This is a genomic window from Pelagibius sp. Alg239-R121, assembly GCF_947331435.1.
Classification (GTDB): Bacteria; Pseudomonadota; Alphaproteobacteria; order Kiloniellales; family Kiloniellaceae; genus Denitrobaculum.
In genome coordinates this window covers 357,364-374,823 of sequence record NZ_CAMZOF010000004.1, presented here as the reverse complement: position 1 = coordinate 374,823, position 17,460 = coordinate 357,364, and the positions used below count along the sequence as shown (strand labels likewise).

Sequence of the window (17,460 nt, the reverse complement as noted above, 5' to 3'; positions counted from 1 at the left end):
TATCAGATTGGCCCTTGCCAGGCCGGCCCTGTCAGCACCGACCGCGACCGCGGCTTTTCTTGCTTCGCCGCACATTTATTGTTCCAAATGGTACAATCTAAATTGTTCCATTTGGAACATATAGTCAATTGTTCTGTCGCTTTTGGACAGACTGAAACTATCCACCTTCATTTTGTGGGGGGCATAAGGGGCTAAAAAATTATAATCGAGCGATAGGCTCGATAACAAATCGCTATGGCTCTGCGTCGCGATCCACCTGACCTCAGGGAGAGGCTTTCTGGAGCCGATCAGACATCAGGGCAACCTTCCATAGTAACATTGGGAAGAGGAGCACCTGGCATTACTTTTCAACACAGGAAATAGCTTTCCGACATCATCAAATCGTATCCGGATCACACAATGCCCGAACCGTGTAATCATTCGTTGCATCGCTGAAAGACCGGTGACTGGGTCACCCGCGAAATAGGAATCCGAGGCTGTCGCGTCACTACCTTTCAGGGAATTGACCTGCATCAATGTGCCTACTCTGGATATGCCTTCTTCTTTCGCTGCCCTGCGGGATCCTCCCCCCAAAATGGCCGCTCTTTTTAGTTTGGATCCAAAACCGCTGTCGCGCCTGTAGAGGACGACGGACTTCTCTCGTTGAGCCTTCGGGTTCCGCAAGCGGCCGGTCGTTTCTGAATTCCGGCCGACCACAGGGCAGGTCAATGAAACTGCAAGCTTCCGCCCCGATACGAACGGCGGAGCGAAACGGAGAAGACATGAATAATTGGCGTTGCAGAGGCGCGGCCTGTATCACCGCGCTCTCGGTCCTATTGGCGGCAGGTGCCGCGTCCGAACAGACTCTGGCGGCGGACGATACCTTCAACCCCTTCGGCTTCGACCTCGAAGGTTCCTTGGGCGAAGGCAAACACAGCCGCTACGTCGCCCCCCTGACCAATCCAATCTTCAACGAGACACCCCATATCACCACCGAAGCCCGTGCCTTCTACTTTTATCACGCCCTGCCCAACGATTTCGTCACCGGCGGTGGCGATGTCAATCTCGCGGCACTCCAGTTGCGCGTCGCCATCACCGACCGCCTGGGCTTCATCGCCACCAAGGACGGCTACGCCGACTTCGATTTCGACGAGGTCCTGCCCGACGAATCCGGCTTCGCCAACGTCGCCCTGGGCTTCAAGTACGCACTGATCTCGCGGCCCGAGGACGAGACCATTCTGACCGCCGGCCTGCGCTACGAGATTCCGATCAATGACCTGGAGACCGGCGGCATTGAGTTGCAGGGCGACGGTGACGGCTTTCTCAATCCCTTCCTGACCGGTTCCACCGTCTACGGCGACTTCGGGCTTCAGGCCAGCGTCGGCGCTAACGTCGCTCTCGATGCCGACGAGGATACCTCGATCCTGCACTACTCCCTGCACGGCGACTACGAGCTGTTCGAGGGCTTCTTCCCGCTGGTGGAGCTCAACGGCTTCACCGCGATCGACAACGGCAAGCGCACGACCGGCGCTCTGGCCGATCTGGACGGCGTGGACGTGCTGAACTTCGGCAGCGAAGACCGCGACACCACTGTCACGGCCGGCGGCGGCTTCCGCTACCGCTTCGACGACAACATTCAGCTCGGCCTGGGCGCGGAAACCCCCATCACCGACAAGGACGACACGATCTTCGACTACCGCGTCTACGTGGATCTGGTGCTGTCGATGTAGGAGCAAGGCGGTCGTGAGGGATATGAAGCCCCGGATATTCCGGTCTCGGGGCTTCAGCCTTTGGCAGTCTGGCGCTGGATCGCTGCATAGAGCAGCTTTCGCTCGATCGGCTTGGTGATGTGCTCATCCAGGCCGGCCGCGAGGTATCGTTGTTTATCTTCTTCCAACGCGTTTGCGGTTACGGCGATGATCGGCACCGAACGTTTGGGCATCGGTAAAGCACGGATTTCGCGCGTCGCGGTCATGCCGTCCATTTCCGGCATTTGCGAATCCATCAGGACCAGATCGAAGTCCAGCGACTTGACGGCCTGTAAGGCCTCGGCACCGTTCGACACAAAAGTCAGGTCGCAGGGCAGACTCGACAGAAAGGCCTGAATGATCTTTTGATTGATCGCGTTGTCGTCGGCAACCAGCACACGGATGCTCTTACGTTGTTTCAATAGCTCTTCGAGCGCCTGGTCGTCGTCTTCCAGGCTCTCGGCCTGCTGCACCGCTGCGGCCTTCAGCTCAAGCGTGAGGAAGAAGCGGGATCCCTCGCCGGGCCTGCTCTCGACACCGACGCTGCCGCCCATCAGTTCCGCCAGCTGGCGGCAGATGTTCAGGCCCAGCCCTGTGCCGCCGTACTTTCGCGACGTGCTGTCGTCGGCTTGAACGAAGGCGGAAAAGAGCCGGTCTTGCACCTCCTCCGACATGCCGATCCCGCTGTCCCGGATTTCGAAGCGGACGGCGATCTCACCCGCGGTCTGCACTTCGGCGCTGCTGCGGATTGCAATGCTGCCCGTCTCGGTAAACTTGGCGGCGTTGGACAGAAAGTTTGAGAGGATCTGGCGAATACGCAGCGCATCGCCGACGACATCCGGAAGACCTTCCAGATTCCCGCGATCCACGTCGAAATCGATTCCCTTCGCGGTGATGGCCGGCCGCCAGAATGCCGTTGTCGATCCGATCAGTTTTGCCAGGTTCATGGGATGCGGATCGAGGCGCATCTCTCCAGCCTCGATTTTCGATAGATCGAGGATATCGTTGAGGATCGTGAGCAGTCCTTTGGCGGATTCCTGGACGGACCCCAGCATTTCCCGCTGTTCTTCCTGCAGGTCATCCGCGTTCAGCGCTTCCGTCAGCCCGAGAATACCATTCAGGGGAGTCCGCAGTTCATGGCTCATGACCGCCAGAAACGCCGACTTCGCGTCATTGGCCGAATTTGCGGCCCGCACTGCATCGCGCAGCTCGGTCACGTCATCCTCGCAGACCACGAAGACCTGATCCCCCGTCAGGGGATGCCGGCTCATGCGAATGTCGAGAGAATGCCAGCGGACCCCGTCCAGCCGGTTCATCCGGCATTCGAACCTGCCGCAGGCACCGTTCCCGACGATGCCTTCCAGGATCTCCCGGCCCTCGTCGGTGTTTTCGAAGCGGCTGACGAACACGGGCGTGTCAGATGCTCTGTTGCTCCGCACGGATCCGCCATAAGCTTCTGCCGCGGCGGGGTTCTGGCAAACCGGCGCGCCATCCAGAAAGTAGCTGGTGACGCAGACATCGGTGTAGCGCATCGCCTCGACGAACAGCAGATGCTCGGGCTCCTCGCCGATATCGATATCTTCGAAGATAATCCCCATCACAGCCCTGTGGCGGTCGGGACCGACCAGGACTGCGCGGTGCTTGATCAGGACGGTTTTCGGCTGGCCGTTGGGATAGGTCGTCCAGGGATCCACGGTCATGCCCTGCTCGGCAGCGGCTTCGAAGGACTGCGCGATCCGCCGCCGGATACCCTCGCTGTCCGAAGAAAGGTCTTTGGCGGTCAACTGCTCGAGCGAAGTTAAGTCCCAAAAGGCGACTGCCGCCTCATTGCCCCACCAGAAGTCGTGCCGCTCGACATCGAACAGCCACACGGCATTCGGCATGAGGTTGAAAGCCTCAACGGAAGCGTGGTCGGGAAAATGGGTTAAGTGGGTATGCGAAACCAAAGCCTTACCTAGCCAGATCGGACACCAAGAATACCCGCTCTTTACAAGTACCTGGAGCGGTCTCCGAAACCTTGCCTTAAACGCGTAAAAGCTTCGCTAATTTTCCCTAAAATTGAAGAGACTGGGCGTAACCCAAAGGCTGAGGAAGACACCAGCCTGACCCGCCGCTTTACCTATTGTGATTTGCGTTTTTATTAAATCACAAGATCTCAAAATTTGCGTTCGAGATCAGCAATTTGCTGATAGAGAGGCAGCGAATTTTGTGTCTACTTAATCGCAAATTGCTCTAAGCAGCGAACCAGGCCAGGCCGATGCCCTCCATCCCGCTAACTCGCCCGCGCGGTTTCCTCGTCGTCATCGGCCTCCGTGCCGATGAAGCCGCCCGACTGACGCGACCAGAAGCCCGCGTAGAGTCCACCGCGTTCCAGCAACTCGGCGTGCGTCCCCTGCTCCGCGATCTGGCCATCGTCGAGGACGATGATCCGGTCCATGCGTTGAATCGTGGACAGACGGTGGGCGATGGCAATGACGGTCTTTTCGGTCATCAGGCTGCCCAGGGCCGACTGGATCAGGCCTTCGGCTTCGGAGTCGAGCGCCGATGTGGCCTCGTCCAGCACCAGGATCGGCGCGTCCTTCAGCACGGCCCGGGCCAGGGCGATCCGCTGCCGCTGGCCGCCCGACAGCTTCACGCCCCGCTCACCTACGTGCGCGTCGTAACCCCGCCGGCCCTTGGGGTCGGACAGACCGGCGATGAAGTCGTCGGCATAGACCAGCCGCGCGGCCCGCCGCATCTCGGCATCGCTGGCATCGGGCTTGCCGTAGAGGATGTTGTCCCGCACGGAACGATGCAGCAGCGCCGTGTCCTGGGTCACCACCGAGATCGAGCGGCGCAGGGAATCCTGCGTCACCCGGCTGATGTCCTGACCGTCGATCTCGATGCAGCCGCGCTCCACGTCGTAGAAGCGCAGCAGCAGGTTGATCAGGGTCGACTTGCCCGCGCCGGAGCGCCCGACCAGACCGACCCGTTCGCCGGGCTGGATTTCCAGCTCGATGCTGTGCAGGCCACCTGCAACAGGACCATCCTGGTCTTGATGCGCCGGATCCCGGCCGTACAGATGCACGACCTGCCGGAAGCGGATCCCGCCGCCGTTCAGCAGCAGATCCGGCGCCTGTGGCACATCGACCACTTCGTGGGGCTGGGAGATGGTCTCCATCCCCTCCTTAATCACACCGGCATACTGGAACAGCTGCGAGGTCACCCACATGATCCAGCCGGTCATGGCGTTCAGGCGCAGGGTCAGCGCCGCCGCAGCCGCCACCGTGCCCAGCGTCGTCTCGCCCTGCTGCCAGAGCCAGACCGCTGTCCCGACCGTAGCGACGATCAGCACGCCGTTCAGGCTGGCCAGCCCCGCCGTCATGGTGGTCATCCGCTGTAGCAGCCGGGCGAAGCGCAGCCGGTGCATGGCCATGGCCGTGCGGGCGTAGGCTTCCTCACGTGAGGCATGGGCGAAGAGCTTCACCGTCTGCATGTTGGTGTAGGAATCCACGATCCGCCCGGTCACCATCGAGCGGGCATCCGATAGGCGCTTCGAGGCCTTGCCGATCTTCGGGATCAGGGCATAAAGCAGCGTCAGATAGGCAATCAGCCAGATCGCGATGGGCAGGATCAGCCGCTCGTCCGCGCTGACCAGGATCAGGACCGCGCCCAGCACGTAGGCCGCCGCGTACCAGATCGCCTCGAAGAACATATAGGTCGAATCTTCCACCGCCGGCCCGGTTTGCATCACCCGGTTGGCGATCCGCCCGGCAAAGTCGTTCTGAAAGAATCCGACCGACTGTCCCAGCAGATGCCGGTGCGCGCGCCAGCGCACCTGATCCAGCAGATTGACCGACATACCGTGGTTCAACAGCGCGATGCTGCCTACGATCACGATCGGCCGCGCGATCAGGATCAGCAGCACGACCACGGCCAGCTCAAGCCCGTGCCGCGCCGAAAAGCTCTCGGGGCCGCTGGCGGCCATCAGGTCGACCAGACGCCCGGCGTAGTAGATCAGCCCGGTCTCGATCGATGCGACCGATAGGCTCATGACCGAGACCACGGCCAGCACGCCGCGGAAGGGTTTCAGGTTATCGAGCAGATAGGGCCAGAGCCGGTCGGGCGGTGTCGTCTCGACGGGTCTGAAGGGATCGATAAAGGATTCTAAAAAACGGAACATGATCTCTTATCCTGCATCGCGATGGCGAGAACTGCGCGCGGCAGTCCGTCGTCATGTTTAAAGCTGATGATGATTTTGAGATTGATGGAAATCCGGCATTGTCGGGTCTAACCCGGGCCGGCTCGAAGGCGGATCCGCCCCCGAAGGGCGAACTCACCAGGTTGGGGAGAGTGCGTACATCATTTCCATCTTCATGCTCCTGCTTAGGGCGCTTCGCGTTTTCTGGAGTCAGACCAACCGCGAATGGCTTTAGCTGCGAACGGGAAGCTATACGATCCTGACGCGAAAGTCGAGACCCTAAATGCTATCGGACAGAGACATTATTGTGGCGCGCGCCGCGGCGACAGGTCAGCCGTCAGGAAGCCGATACCCGAAAGATCCGGCCGTATTACTTACGATCGGAATCACCTGCGCAAGCTCCTGCGCGGTGAGGTTTTCGCGCCACCTCTGAATGCGAACCGAGTGGTCCGGCCGCGAATAAGCCCGTGAGGTTTCGGCCTCGACGAACCTGGCGTTGTTGCTGTTCTGAACACGGTCTTCCCACGACGCCAACTCGGGCTGATGATCCGGATAACTCAGACCCAGAACCCCGCAGACGCGCTGGGCAAAGTCACCGGGGTCCGAAATCATATCCTCGAAGCGGACGAGCGATGCGATGTCCGATACCTGCGCGAAGCCCTGCGCATTGAGATACTGCCAATGGTGCGCGCACTGCTCGACCAGAGGACGCGCCAGCCAGTCTTCCCAGCCTGGCGGCCGGGGATGATGCCCCCAGTTCTTGCCGATCCCGACCTTCAGCGAGCAGACGGCATCCAGCGGATGGCGGACGATCCAGAAGAACCGCATGCGCGGTACCGCCGCGCGCAACCGGGCGAGAGGAAAGGATAGACCCGTGTCGGGCGCGAAGCCCGCACTCTCTCGCGGCACCTTGAAGGCGAGCGGCGAAGAGAAATCCGCGTTCATGACATCGGCAAACGGTGGTTCGCTGCGGTAGGTGTAGATCGCCAGATGATCGAAGAATTCGCCGAAGATAGAGGTGCCGCTCCGGCCACAGCCCAGGACCATCGCGGGAGGCGGAATATTATCAGGCGTCATAGCGATCCCTCGAGCAGATGAGCGAAGAGATCATAACAGAACGCCGGCGCATTTCGAGCAAGCGGTTCCAGCCAACCTGGCCTCACGCGCAGTGCCGTCGGACACGAAGCCGCCGGCACGCCCCGGTCCGAGGAGAAAAATAACGGAGGGCTAAACCGAGCCCTCCGCTGAATTTGATGGAGGTACTAGGGTCGCAGCTAGAGATCAGCTCCGCTTTGGTTCCAGGGTCACGCTGTAGAGATCCTGGTCGTCGATGTCCTTCAGGGTGACCTTCATCTCTTCGCTTTCGCCGTCGATGTCTACGCGGCCGAAGAACTGCAGTTTTTCGCTCGGCGGCAGGTTCGCCTTACCGCCCGGGTTTTTCGTAAACTTCACCTCGGGACCGAAGGTGTTGTCCATCTCGCCCGGACCGAAGGAGCCGGCGTGGATCGGGCCGGAGACGAATTCCCAGAAGGGCGCGAAGTCCTGGAACTGCGCCTTGTTGGGGTCGTAGTAGTGTGCGGCCGTGTAGTGCACGTCGGCGGTCAGCCAGACCGTGTTTTCGACGCCGCTGTGCTTGATGAAACGCAGGGTCTCGGCAATGTCATGCTCGCGGCCCAGGACCGGACCGTCCCCGTTGGCGCCGTTCTCGAAACTGTTCTTTTCCTTCCAGTTGTCATAGACGATCAGGCCCAGCGGCATGTCGCTGGCAATTACCTTCCAGGTCGCGTTGGAGGCCAGCAGTTCGCGCTTCAGCCAGCGCAATTGCTGCGCACCCATAAAGGCGGTCTCAGGTGACGCCTCGGCCTGATTGTTGGCGCCGTTCGGCCCGCGGTAGCTGCGCAGGTCGAGGAAGAAGATATCCAGCGAAGGGCCGTAGCTGATCTTGCGGTAAATCCGTTCCGGCTCGTTCGGCCTGGTCCGCAGCGGCATGTATTCGTGGAAGGCCCGGGCGCCGCGCGCGAACAGCAGCGACGCGCTCTTGACCTTGTAGCGGTCATCGGAGATCAGCATCTCGCCCGGGTACCAGTTGTTGACCACCTCGTGGTCGTCCCACTGGGCCAGCATGGGAACTTCCGCATTGAACGCTCGGACGTTCTCGTCGAGCAGATTGTACTTATAGTTCCCCCGGAACTCCGCCAGGGTCTCGGCGACCTTCGACTTTTCCTCGGTCACCAGGTTCTTCCAGATGCCGCCGTCCGGCAGCGCCTTTTCGGCCTGGATCGGGCCGTCGGCATAGACGGTGTCGCCGGAATGGATGAAGAAGTCCGGGTTGTTCCGGCGCATGGTCTCGTACCCGCGCATGCCACCCCAGTCCTCGTTGATGCCCCAGCCCTGCCCGGCGGTGTCGCCCGACCAGACGAAGCTGATGTCACGCTTGGCCGCCGGCGAAGTGCGCAGACGGCCGGTCACAGGCTCGCTCTTGCTGTTCACGTTGTCCAGGTCCTGCAGGTGCATCCGGTAGAAAACATCCTGACCCGCGGGCAGTCCCTGCAGCTCCATCTTGGCGGTGAAGTCGCCGTTCGCCAGCGCCGCCGGGCCGCGCAGCATCTGCCCGTTCTTGAAGGACTCGGTGGTCGAGACCTCGACCATCAGCCGCGCAGGCTTATCCGCCCGCGCCCAGACGACCGCGCCGTCCGATGAGATGTCGCCGCTCTGGATGCCGTGGGTGAAAAACGGCCGTTTCGACTGTGCGATGGCCGGCGCCGGAAAGCTCTTGGCGGCCAGCAGGCCGGCGGCGGCTGTGCCCCCGACCAGGACCGAACGACGGCTCAGGTTTCTCGAATGCGGCTTGGGTTTCGTCATAACGATGCGCTCCCTCATTGTTTTCAGGGCTCTTGCTCTGCGGGTGGGCGCCATTGATGCGCCCAAGCTGTGAACCTTGTTTGAAGGAAGCGTGAAACTTACAAGTCGTTCGCTGTTCCAGAGCCTTTTGAGTATCAGACTGTTGCCGTGATTGAGCCCGAAATGACCAATGCTGTGTTGCAATCATTTGCCGGCAATTTTTCACTACCGCTGGCGGCAAAATCGAACGCGGAGGTTCAGCCCGGGCCTGCACCTGCGCGCGAAAGCGCATCCGAGGGCACCAGAATTGGCCAGGCGGCAGCGTTCAGTGCATCCCAGTGAGCTGCCGGGACCGTTATCCCCGACTCCAATGACTGCATATAGTTGGCTGCAAGCTGCGCCGCCGAAATCTCAAAGCGCTGGACGTTCGGCTGTTCGGCCTGACGTGCCACGGCATCGGCAAGAAGGGCAGGTTGATCGGTGCAGATGATGGTGATGGTCGATACTCCCTTGGCGGCGTTCAGATTTTCCACATGCCAGTAGTTTGGAAACGTTGCTCCACTCTCAAAACTTGCGCCATGTGCGCCCGCGGCATCCTGCCAATAGGCAGCAATGAAGACGCCTTGCTGCGCGACCAGAGAGAGGCTGCGCAGGATCAAACCGGGGTATCGGCAATTGGCCAGTTGCACGATCGCAAAACCTGAGCTCAATGCTTTCGTATGGGCCAGATCCGACGTCAGTGAACCGTGTTCACAGACATCGGCCCCGCCCGCGTCGATAACCGCCATTCCGCCGTTTTCAAAAACAAGGCGCGGCGTTGCGCCACCTTTCGGACCGGCCGGCGGCATCGCGATGCGGTCAAATCCGCCAAGACCACACATCTGTGACCAGGTGACCAGTTGGGCTGCGTCTTCATAGTCGCCGATGTGGTGACCGGCGCCCTCGTATGCCCGGGACAGCGCCGCGTTCATTTCATTACGGGAAACTCTCATATCAGGGCCTCCTTCATTTCGGGCTTCAGTGGCAGGAACCAGCTGTCATAGGTCTGGCCGATATCATCGATCAGGGGGGCGCCCTGATACATGGTGTTCCGCACCCAGAGCTTGGAGCGGGGATCGAACTTGCTGACACCGAAAAACGCGAGCTTGCACCGCAGCAAATCCATCGGACGGACATTGCGGTCGGCAAGGTTTGCACGGATTTCCGCGTATTTGTGCCGCGACATGGTCTGAATGCGGCGCACGATGCTTTTCAACGACGGGCGGCGCAGGAGAAAATGCACGACATCGCTGTCGGCGTGCTCGGCCAGATCCTCGATCAGCAAGTCATAGCACTCGCGGACGCGGCGCCCGATCGGCAGCGGCATCTGTTTTTCGATACCGGGGTCGGCGCCGACAAACCCAAGCCGGGGCTCAAGCTTTTCCTCGGATCGATACCAGAAAGCGTCACAGGTGGTCGGATCGGAAAAGTCGATCTCAAGAGCCCAGTCGTAGCGAAGTTCTATCACTTGGCGCAATTGGCTTGTGGTCATTGCTGGATCAACCACGGGGTTGGGGACGACCGTGCAGCTATCTTCAAGATCGTTGACCAGTTCGGGGTGAATTTCCATGCAGATCGCATGAATCAGTTCTTGGGTTTCCAGGCTCCATGTCCCCTTGGCATGATCCGACAGAACCGACCAGGTTTCGAGCTTGCCGTCCTGCTCCCGGACCCAGCCATCGACTTCAGCCAGCTCAGCGATCAGAATGCGGTTGCGTTCGATCTGCTCGTCATCGCTGGTTTTCGTCTCACCAAAATGCCGGATCGCGCGCTGCACCAGATCATGGAAAAGTTCAATGCGCCAGTCCGTCGGTGTGACCTTGTGCAGGACCTGTGCAAGAGCGGTTTCGCGCATTTCCACCCACTGGCTGAATAGCTCGCCGTGATTAACCAGGTAAGGCGCCATGCCGAGACCGGTGGAGTTGCCGATACCGAAGAAACGTTTCAACCGGTCATCCAGAGCGACGGCGCTGCCGGGCGCGCGGGATTTTGCGATGTGGTCAACCTGATCCAGGCTGAACTGGCGCAGCAGATAGCAGATGAACATTTCCGGCGCGAAGGGGCGTTTGAAATCTGTAAATTTGCTCCGCACTTTGTTCCAATCGGCCATCCCAAGCTTGCCGCTGCCGTAAACGGCCGTGGTGCGATAGAGGTATCCAACGTCGGCGATCTTATCGACGTCGGGTTGACGACCGGCGCAAAGTTCATCCAGGACATAGCTGAACAGGCGCGAACTGCGGTTGGCACGTGACAGGCTGAAAACCCGTGCATCAACCCGGCCCGCTTCCTGTTTCGGCACGTTGCGGCGCAGTTCCTCAAGCCAGATGTCGTCCACGACGCCTTCGCAAAGCGCCATCGTCAAATCCCAGCTCGTGGCGATCACCCGGTCATTACGATTCTCATCGGACAGATGATTGGAAAACAGTACAAAGCTGAAAGTGTCGTTGGGGGTTTCGATCTGGTAAATCGCAGTTCCGTAACCGTTTTCGTCCAGGTCAAAAAGCCGTCGTTCGATTTTCCATTCTTCTTTCATGATGCGCCGTACCAGCGTGCGCATAAAGCTGAGTGTCGAAGAATGCAACGATCCCAGCCGGGCAAGGTCCATAACCTCTGCCTCGGGGCGCATTTTTTCTGCTATTGCCGGGAGCATCTGGACATCTCCTCCTGAAGGTGGTTGGCACACCCGCAGTTAGAGGAATGTCGCGTCATAAGTAAAATTTGAAGATTCGAAGAATTTATAAAAAAAATAAATAAATCAATCTGTCTTGGCTGTGCACTCAACCGTATCATTCGGGAACATCGCGCAAATTCTGTGAGACTGCGCGCACAGGAACTGCATGAATCCCGCAGTTGCCTTCGATACACCTCGGTTTTTGACCGTAATAAGATAGAGATCCCGGTAAATCAGCGGTTCGGACAGTTCACGGAACACAAGTGACGGATTCAAATAATCCGGCGCAGCCAACGCAGGAAGAGCAGAGACGGCTTCGCCGTGTTCCACAATGCCGACAAGCGCCGCAATTGTCAGAACCCTGTAAGCTGGTTCAGTAACGGACAGCGGCAATCCGGCAGCGTTCCCGGTAAGGCGGCTGATCCCAGTGTCGGCTGCCATCCCAACGAATGGGAGGTCATGAAGACTCGACCAGTTCAAGCGGCCCTGTCGGTGAGCCAGTGGATGATCACCCCGACAGATCAGGCCCAAACGGTCGCGCATGAACGGTGTGTAGTCGAGATCATCAGTCCCCGACCATTTGTTTGAAATGCCAAAGTCGGCCGTGCCGTTCAGGATCTGCGTCTCTATCCCACGTCCATTATCATCCTGCATGTGAATGGAGGTTTCCGGCGACACTTCGGCATAGCATCGCATTGCCTCTGGAAGGATGCGAATGGCGATCGACGGCAACAGGGCGACTTTGATCCTGTTTTCCTGCCGCTCTGCGCTGGCACGCACCGAGAAAATGGCCGCCTGGATATCGTTCAGAATTTTCTCCGCATTTGGCAGAAATTCCCGCCCTTGCCGGGTCAGCGAAACAGACCGAGTCGTTCTGTGCAGCAGGGCAACCCCGACAATCTCTTCGAACTGCTGGATACTCAGCGTAAGCGCCGGCTGTGAGATCGCGAGTTCCTGAGCCGCTTGGCTGAAAGAACCGTGTTTTGCAACGCAGACAAAGGCACGAATTTGCTTTAATGAAAGGTTTCTGGCGATCTTTGTATCCATGCCGGCAACTTAGCAGTCGCGAAGCACACTTTGAACCAGGCAACGCAGCTGCGACATCACGACACGACTTTCTCCTGAGATGCACTCAAATCAAACCAGCGTCCACTGCCATTAGCCTTCGCCTTGAGGTGGCGGCGCAGATCCAAGAAACGAATGGCGGCTAGGTTTCTCGAACGCGGCTCAGGTTTCTTCATAATGATGCGCCCCTCGTTGTTTTCAGGATTCTTCCTCTGCGGATGGAATCCCTTGATGCGCCCAAGTTGTGGAACCTGTTTGAGGGAAGCGTAGAGTTTTGTTGACGGTTGCTGTTGTTGGTTCGAGACTCTTAATCCGGCATCCTCTCAGGGTCGCTTTGTGCCTTACTCAGGCCTTTCAGAAAGGCGTTTATGTCGGCCACACACCATGAGAGGTTTTCGGCAAAGTGCTGAATTCGGCCAACAACGGTATTTCAGATAGCCATTAATCAAGCGTCTTTCGCAAAGCTTTGGCGAGTTGATGCCTTCGGAATGGTTTGTTTAACAACACATCGCCCGAGCCCAGGACGCCGTTACGCTTGGCCGCATCGGCCGGATAGCCTGACATAAATATGACCTTCAGGCTGGGGAACCGCGCGCTGACCTCTTCGGCAAATTCTGGGCCGCTCGTGCCGCCGGGGAGCACGACGTCCGAAAGCAGCAGATCGAACTCTTGCCCGCTCTCCAGGGCCGCCCTGGCCGCCGTAGCCTCGGGCACACCTGTCACCCGATACCCCAGGCCGTCCAGTGTTCTGGTCACGAGCTCGCGCACCTCCGGATCGTCTTCTATCACCAGCACTTCCTCGCCACGGCCGCGTGGGATCTCCGCAGTTTCATCCTCGACCGCTTTCGCCTCGACAGCTTGGTCGCGCGGTAGATAGAGTTTGACCGTCGTGCCCTGACCCGCCTCGCTATAGAGGCTCACGTGACCGCCCGATTGTTTGGCGAAACCGTAGACCATGGAAAGCCCGAGCCCCGAGCCCTGACCAACGTCCTTGGTAGTGAAAAAAGGCTCAAAGGCGTGCGCCTGAACCGTCGCGTCCATGCCGGTCCCACTATCGGTCACCGCCAGCATCACGTATTCGCCAGCCTCTGCCTCGGCATTTTCCGCCACATAAGCGTCGTCAAGGTGGGTGTTACGGCATTCAATGGTTATCTTGCCGCCACCCGGCATGGCATCGCGCGCATTGACCGCCAGATTTAGAAGCGCGTTTTCAACCTGGGCCGGGTCAGCGGCGGCTGGCCAAAGGCCGGCGTCAGTCTGGAACTTGATTGCAATGGTCTCACCGAGAGTGCGCGTGAGCAGGTCCGACATTCCCTCGACTAGGGCAGCCAAATCAAGTGTCCGAGTCGCCAGGGGCTGCTGACGTGAAAAGGCGAGCAGACGATGCGTCAGCTCGGCGCCTCGGCCTGAAGTGCGGATGATGGTCTCGACCATTTTCTCGTTGTAGCTCGCATTCGACTGCATTTGTTCGGCAAGCCCCAGGATGATGGCCAGCAGGTTGTTGAAATCGTGAGCCACGCCGCCGGTCAACTGGCCTACCGCCTCCATCTTCTGGGCCTGGCGCAGACGTTCCTCGGCCGCTTTCGAATCGGTGATGTCTTCGACCACAAGATAGAACCCAGGCACGGATCCAAATTGATCGAAATCCGGCGCGTAGGTGGCGCGAATGAAGCGTTCGCCGCCATCTTTAAATGGCACAGCCGATTCAAAAATAACCGTACTCCCGGCTAATGCTCGATCAATGTATTCACGCAACACCTCAAACGCGGAGCCACCGAGAACCTCCTTGACGTGCAGGCCTCTAAGGTCCTCTCTCCCGTGACTGAACCAATCTTCGAAAGCCTTGTTGTTAAACTGGTAGCGGTAGTTCTTGTCTACGTACGCAAAAAGAATCGGAACAGCGTCCGTGAGCAGTCGCAGCCGCTCTTCGCTGTCCTTCAAAGCCTGGGCAGAGGTCACGAGCCGCCGGGCTAAATTTAGCCGCCAAGACACAAAACCGAGGATAGATCCGAGGATGAGAATTACCGCACCGCTTTGGAACCAGAGCATCTGCCAGAATGGTGGATAAACGGTGACCGCCAGAATGGCGCTGTCGCTCCAGGGGCCATGGCCGGCCCGCCCCTGTGTGAGCAGGCTGTATGTTCCACCGGGAACGCGGCGGTAGGTGACCTGAGATTCGCTGTCCGCAACAATCCAATCCTTGTCGTAGCCTTCGAGCCTATAGCGGATTTCGCGGTGTGTGTGTCCGGCGCTCCCGATGACCGATGCTTGAAACTCGAAATCCGTATCGGGCCAGTGAAGTTCGAACTTCTCGGCCCGTTCGACGGCGGATTGAAGCGGCAGTTTGCTCCCCCCCTGCGTTAGGGAGGTGAATACGACACGCGGCGGCTCGCCAAATGTCTTAAGCGATGGCAGGGAGATGACACCCAATCCCGAAAGCGTGCCAAACATGAGATCCTGGCCGCTGGTCATCAGGGTTCCGCCAGGCCAGCTCAGGAGAACATCGCTCGGCAAGGCGTCTTCCCGGCCATAGCGGGCAACGACGCGCCTGCTTTCCGGTTCGAACTGAAAGACTCCGGCGTTCGTTGCCAGCCAGAGATACCCCTCGGCATCGGATTCTATCGCAAAGATCGTATTTGTCGTCAGGCCGGACTCCGGACCTATCCGTTCGAATTTTCCGGCGGCCTCATCGAAGACGTTCAGTCCGCCTTCCACGGTGGCGATCCAGAGCCGGCCTTGCGGGCCGTATTCCACCTCCGACACGTTGGAGCTACCAATCGTTGCCGGGTCGTTCGGGTCGTGATTGTAGGCCCCTATGACCTTCTTGCCATCGAACTTCAGCAAACCCTGGCCCCAGGTCGAGAGCCAGAATTCTCCTGTGTTGGTAACGGTTACTTGCGAAACAAACGACGCTTTGACGCCGGCATCGACATTGGATGAACTATTGAAAAATTTGTATGAACCGTCCCTGATGTCGACCCGGCCGAGACCGCTGGTTTGCGAGCCGAACCAGATGATTTCCGGGTTGCCAGGATCGTAGACTCCCCCCCAGGTGCCAAATGCAAGCTGTTGCGAATTCCAGCGTTTCAGAATTGAACGGGACGCGGTATCGACCAAAAGAAAATCCGAGTCGACCTCGCCGATCCAGAGCCGGTTATCGCCGGCCTGCAGAATCGTGTTGACCTCTTCGAGTTTCAAAGGCGGTTCCAGATTACCGGTAAGGTCCGTCTCCGGCAGCCAGCGCGCGTAGCTTCTTGTTTGCGGGTCGTAGCGCTTGAGCCCGCCAACGCCGCCGACCCAGATGCCTCCATTGCTGTCTTCGTTGACGACCAGGACGGGTTCCAGGTGCCTTTCCGGCGGGCCCGGGTCATCGAAGCGGGCCGTCCAGATGGACGGCGTCGGTAATATGCGATAGACCGGTCCGGTGTTGTAGGGGAGCCAGATCGTTCCGTCGGCGCCCTCGAAGACAGAGAGAATCATCTCGGTCGTATCAGGGGACATAGCGCCGGGACTGCGCAGAACAACCTCGAAGCTCCCGATCTCGGGATCGTACATCTCGACGCCCGCCGCCACGGCAAATATCCGGCCAAGCCAAACGCGCCCCTGGCTGTCCACCGTCACCGACAGGACCTGGCTGTTAGATATCCCGTTGGGCTCGCCGGGGTCATGCCGAAAGTTTGTGAAGCGGTCGCCGGAGGGATCTAACCGTCCAAGACCGTTTTCCGTTCCGAGCCAGATCTCGCCGTTTCGTCCTTCGGCGACACTGTAGACCTGGTTCGCCGCCAGGCTCGCGGGATCGCTCGGGTCATGATGATAGTTCACGAAATTGTCCGCGCCGGGATCGAGACGGCTGAGCCCCGAGCTTGTCGCGACCCAAAGACGGTCTTTCGAATCGACGTGAAGGCCCCAAATGTTGTTTCCCGAAAGCGAGTTCGGATCCGTGGGATCATGGAAGTAATGCCTGAAGCCGCTCCCAGCCTCGTCGAGAACGTTCAGACCATTGCCGGTCCCGACCCAGACCGAGCCGTCTGAGCGCGTCGCGATCAATCCGGGCGCCCAGTTCATTGTGTCGGAACTCAGGCTGTTCGGATCGGCGGGGTCGTGGCGATGGGAGATGAAGCTGTTGCGGTCTTTGTCATAGATGACGATGCCGCCAGCGCTGCGGGCAAACCAGATACGACCGTCCCGGTCCTCAGCGATCGACCCGACCCGCGATAAGAACACCGAGCCGTCGGAGCCGAAATACTTCGCGTCTCGATAATCGTAGCGTAAAGCACCGTTCGCGGTGGCGAACCACAGAATACCGTCGCTATCTTCGAATCCGCCGGCCGTCACGGCCCCTGTGTCCAAGACCCATTCCGGTGATTCCGCCGCTTCTGCTCGTTGGATGGAAAGATTGGCCAGGAAAGTAATCAGGCAGGCAAAAACCAATGCCCGGCACCGGAGTCCTTCATCTATGGCGCCGCGATGGCCGTTGCTCTTTTTCAGGCCCAGGTCACTACCCTCTTTTCTGATCTTTTCGCCGAGCCCCCCCAAGGCATCGAAGAAGAGTTCAAGCCGCCCGGCGATACCGGCAGTCTTCGATTTGCGGTGGATTTGACCAATGCCCCTCCGGCCAATCTCGATCACCCGGTTCTCGATCCCGCAGTTCAGGCGAAGGCTCGATGGTTTTGAGGGGCCATCTTTCAGGATCAACGATCCCTCTTCGAAGTACTTGATGACCGCTCGCATGTCGAGCTCCGGCTAACTCCAAGACAGGCAAAGAATTTTTCTACCCTGGATCGGCCTGCATTTCGAGATCTTCAATAATTAAGCGTTCGGTTTTGTCGCTTTGTAACTAATGCTATCAGATATCTTTGCTGACCTAATGTTGTTTTTTCCGCTTTTCGTCAATCGCTTCATTTTTAATGCCTGGAATTTTGTTCGGCTGGTTCTGC

Annotated in this window: 9 protein-coding genes; 1 reads left to right on the top strand and 8 read right to left on the bottom strand. The window is 59.0% G+C overall.

Features of this window, described 5'->3' with window-relative positions; genetic code table 11:
* Window positions 1–761: 761 nt before the first annotated feature.
* A complete protein-coding gene (locus tag QMZ18_RS15270) occupies window positions 762–1,709 on the top strand; it encodes a transporter (RefSeq protein WP_282607171.1) in 948 nt (315 codons plus the stop codon).
* A 53-nt stretch (window positions 1,710–1,762) separates the two neighbouring features.
* Here the strand turns inward: QMZ18_RS15270 and QMZ18_RS15265 are convergent, their stop codons facing one another.
* From QMZ18_RS15265 to QMZ18_RS15230, 8 genes are all read right to left on the bottom strand, one after another.
* A complete protein-coding gene (locus QMZ18_RS15265; RefSeq protein ID WP_282607170.1) occupies window positions 1,763–3,610 on the bottom strand; it encodes an ATP-binding protein in 1,848 nt (615 codons plus the stop codon).
* A gap of 389 nt (window positions 3,611–3,999) precedes the next feature.
* On the bottom strand, window positions 4,000–5,889 hold the full coding sequence (locus QMZ18_RS15260) for an ABC transporter ATP-binding protein (protein ID WP_282607169.1): 1,890 nt from the start codon (window positions 5,887–5,889) through the stop codon (window positions 4,000–4,002).
* A 348-nt stretch (window positions 5,890–6,237) separates the two neighbouring features.
* Entirely contained in the window at window positions 6,238–6,984 is a 747-nt protein-coding gene (locus tag QMZ18_RS15255) for a sulfotransferase (RefSeq protein ID WP_282607168.1), read from the bottom strand.
* A gap of 204 nt (window positions 6,985–7,188) precedes the next feature.
* Window positions 7,189–8,769 carry an alkaline phosphatase gene (locus QMZ18_RS15250; protein WP_282607167.1) on the bottom strand — a complete coding sequence of 527 codons (1,581 nt, stop codon included), beginning with the start codon at window positions 8,767–8,769 and terminating at the stop codon, window positions 7,189–7,191.
* Window positions 8,770–9,005: 236 nt separating this feature from the next.
* Window positions 9,006–9,740, bottom strand: a complete 735-nt coding sequence (locus QMZ18_RS15245; RefSeq protein ID WP_282607166.1) for a DUF3726 domain-containing protein — start codon at window positions 9,738–9,740, stop codon at window positions 9,006–9,008.
* Complete coding sequence (locus tag QMZ18_RS15240; RefSeq protein ID WP_282607165.1) at window positions 9,737–11,437, bottom strand: hypothetical protein; 1,701 nt, start codon at window positions 11,435–11,437, stop codon at window positions 9,737–9,739. Before QMZ18_RS15240 ends, QMZ18_RS15245 begins: the two co-directional genes overlap by 4 nt.
* Before the next feature lie 105 nt (window positions 11,438–11,542).
* Window positions 11,543–12,505 carry a LysR family transcriptional regulator gene (locus tag QMZ18_RS15235; protein ID WP_282607164.1) on the bottom strand — a complete coding sequence of 321 codons (963 nt, stop codon included), beginning with the start codon at window positions 12,503–12,505 and terminating at the stop codon, window positions 11,543–11,545.
* A 459-nt stretch (window positions 12,506–12,964) separates the two neighbouring features.
* On the bottom strand, window positions 12,965–17,254 hold the full coding sequence (locus QMZ18_RS15230) for a two-component regulator propeller domain-containing protein (RefSeq protein WP_282607163.1): 4,290 nt from the start codon (window positions 17,252–17,254) through the stop codon (window positions 12,965–12,967).
* Window positions 17,255–17,460: the final 206 nt, after the last annotated feature.

Excerpts from the sequence above, each read along its gene's own strand:
- QMZ18_RS15250 (WP_282607167.1), bottom strand. The coding sequence starts at position 8,769 with ATGACGAAACCCAAGCCGCATTCGAGAAACCTGAGCCGTCGTTCGGTC.
- QMZ18_RS15245 (WP_282607166.1), bottom strand. The coding sequence starts at position 9,740 with ATGAGAGTTTCCCGTAATGAAATGAACGCGGCGCTGTCCCGGGCATAC.
- QMZ18_RS15240 (WP_282607165.1), bottom strand. The coding sequence starts at position 11,437 with ATGCTCCCGGCAATAGCAGAAAAAATGCGCCCCGAGGCAGAGGTTATG.
- QMZ18_RS15230 (WP_282607163.1), bottom strand. The coding sequence starts at position 17,254 with ATGCGAGCGGTCATCAAGTACTTCGAAGAGGGATCGTTGATCCTGAAA.
- QMZ18_RS15235 (WP_282607164.1), bottom strand. The coding sequence starts at position 12,505 with ATGGATACAAAGATCGCCAGAAACCTTTCATTAAAGCAAATTCGTGCC.
- QMZ18_RS15265 (WP_282607170.1), bottom strand. The coding sequence starts at position 3,610 with ATGCCGAATGCCGTGTGGCTGTTCGATGTCGAGCGGCACGACTTCTGG.
- QMZ18_RS15255 (WP_282607168.1), bottom strand. The coding sequence starts at position 6,984 with ATGACGCCTGATAATATTCCGCCTCCCGCGATGGTCCTGGGCTGTGGC.
- QMZ18_RS15260 (WP_282607169.1), bottom strand. The coding sequence starts at position 5,889 with ATGTTCCGTTTTTTAGAATCCTTTATCGATCCCTTCAGACCCGTCGAG.
- QMZ18_RS15270 (WP_282607171.1), top strand. The coding sequence starts at position 762 with ATGAATAATTGGCGTTGCAGAGGCGCGGCCTGTATCACCGCGCTCTCG.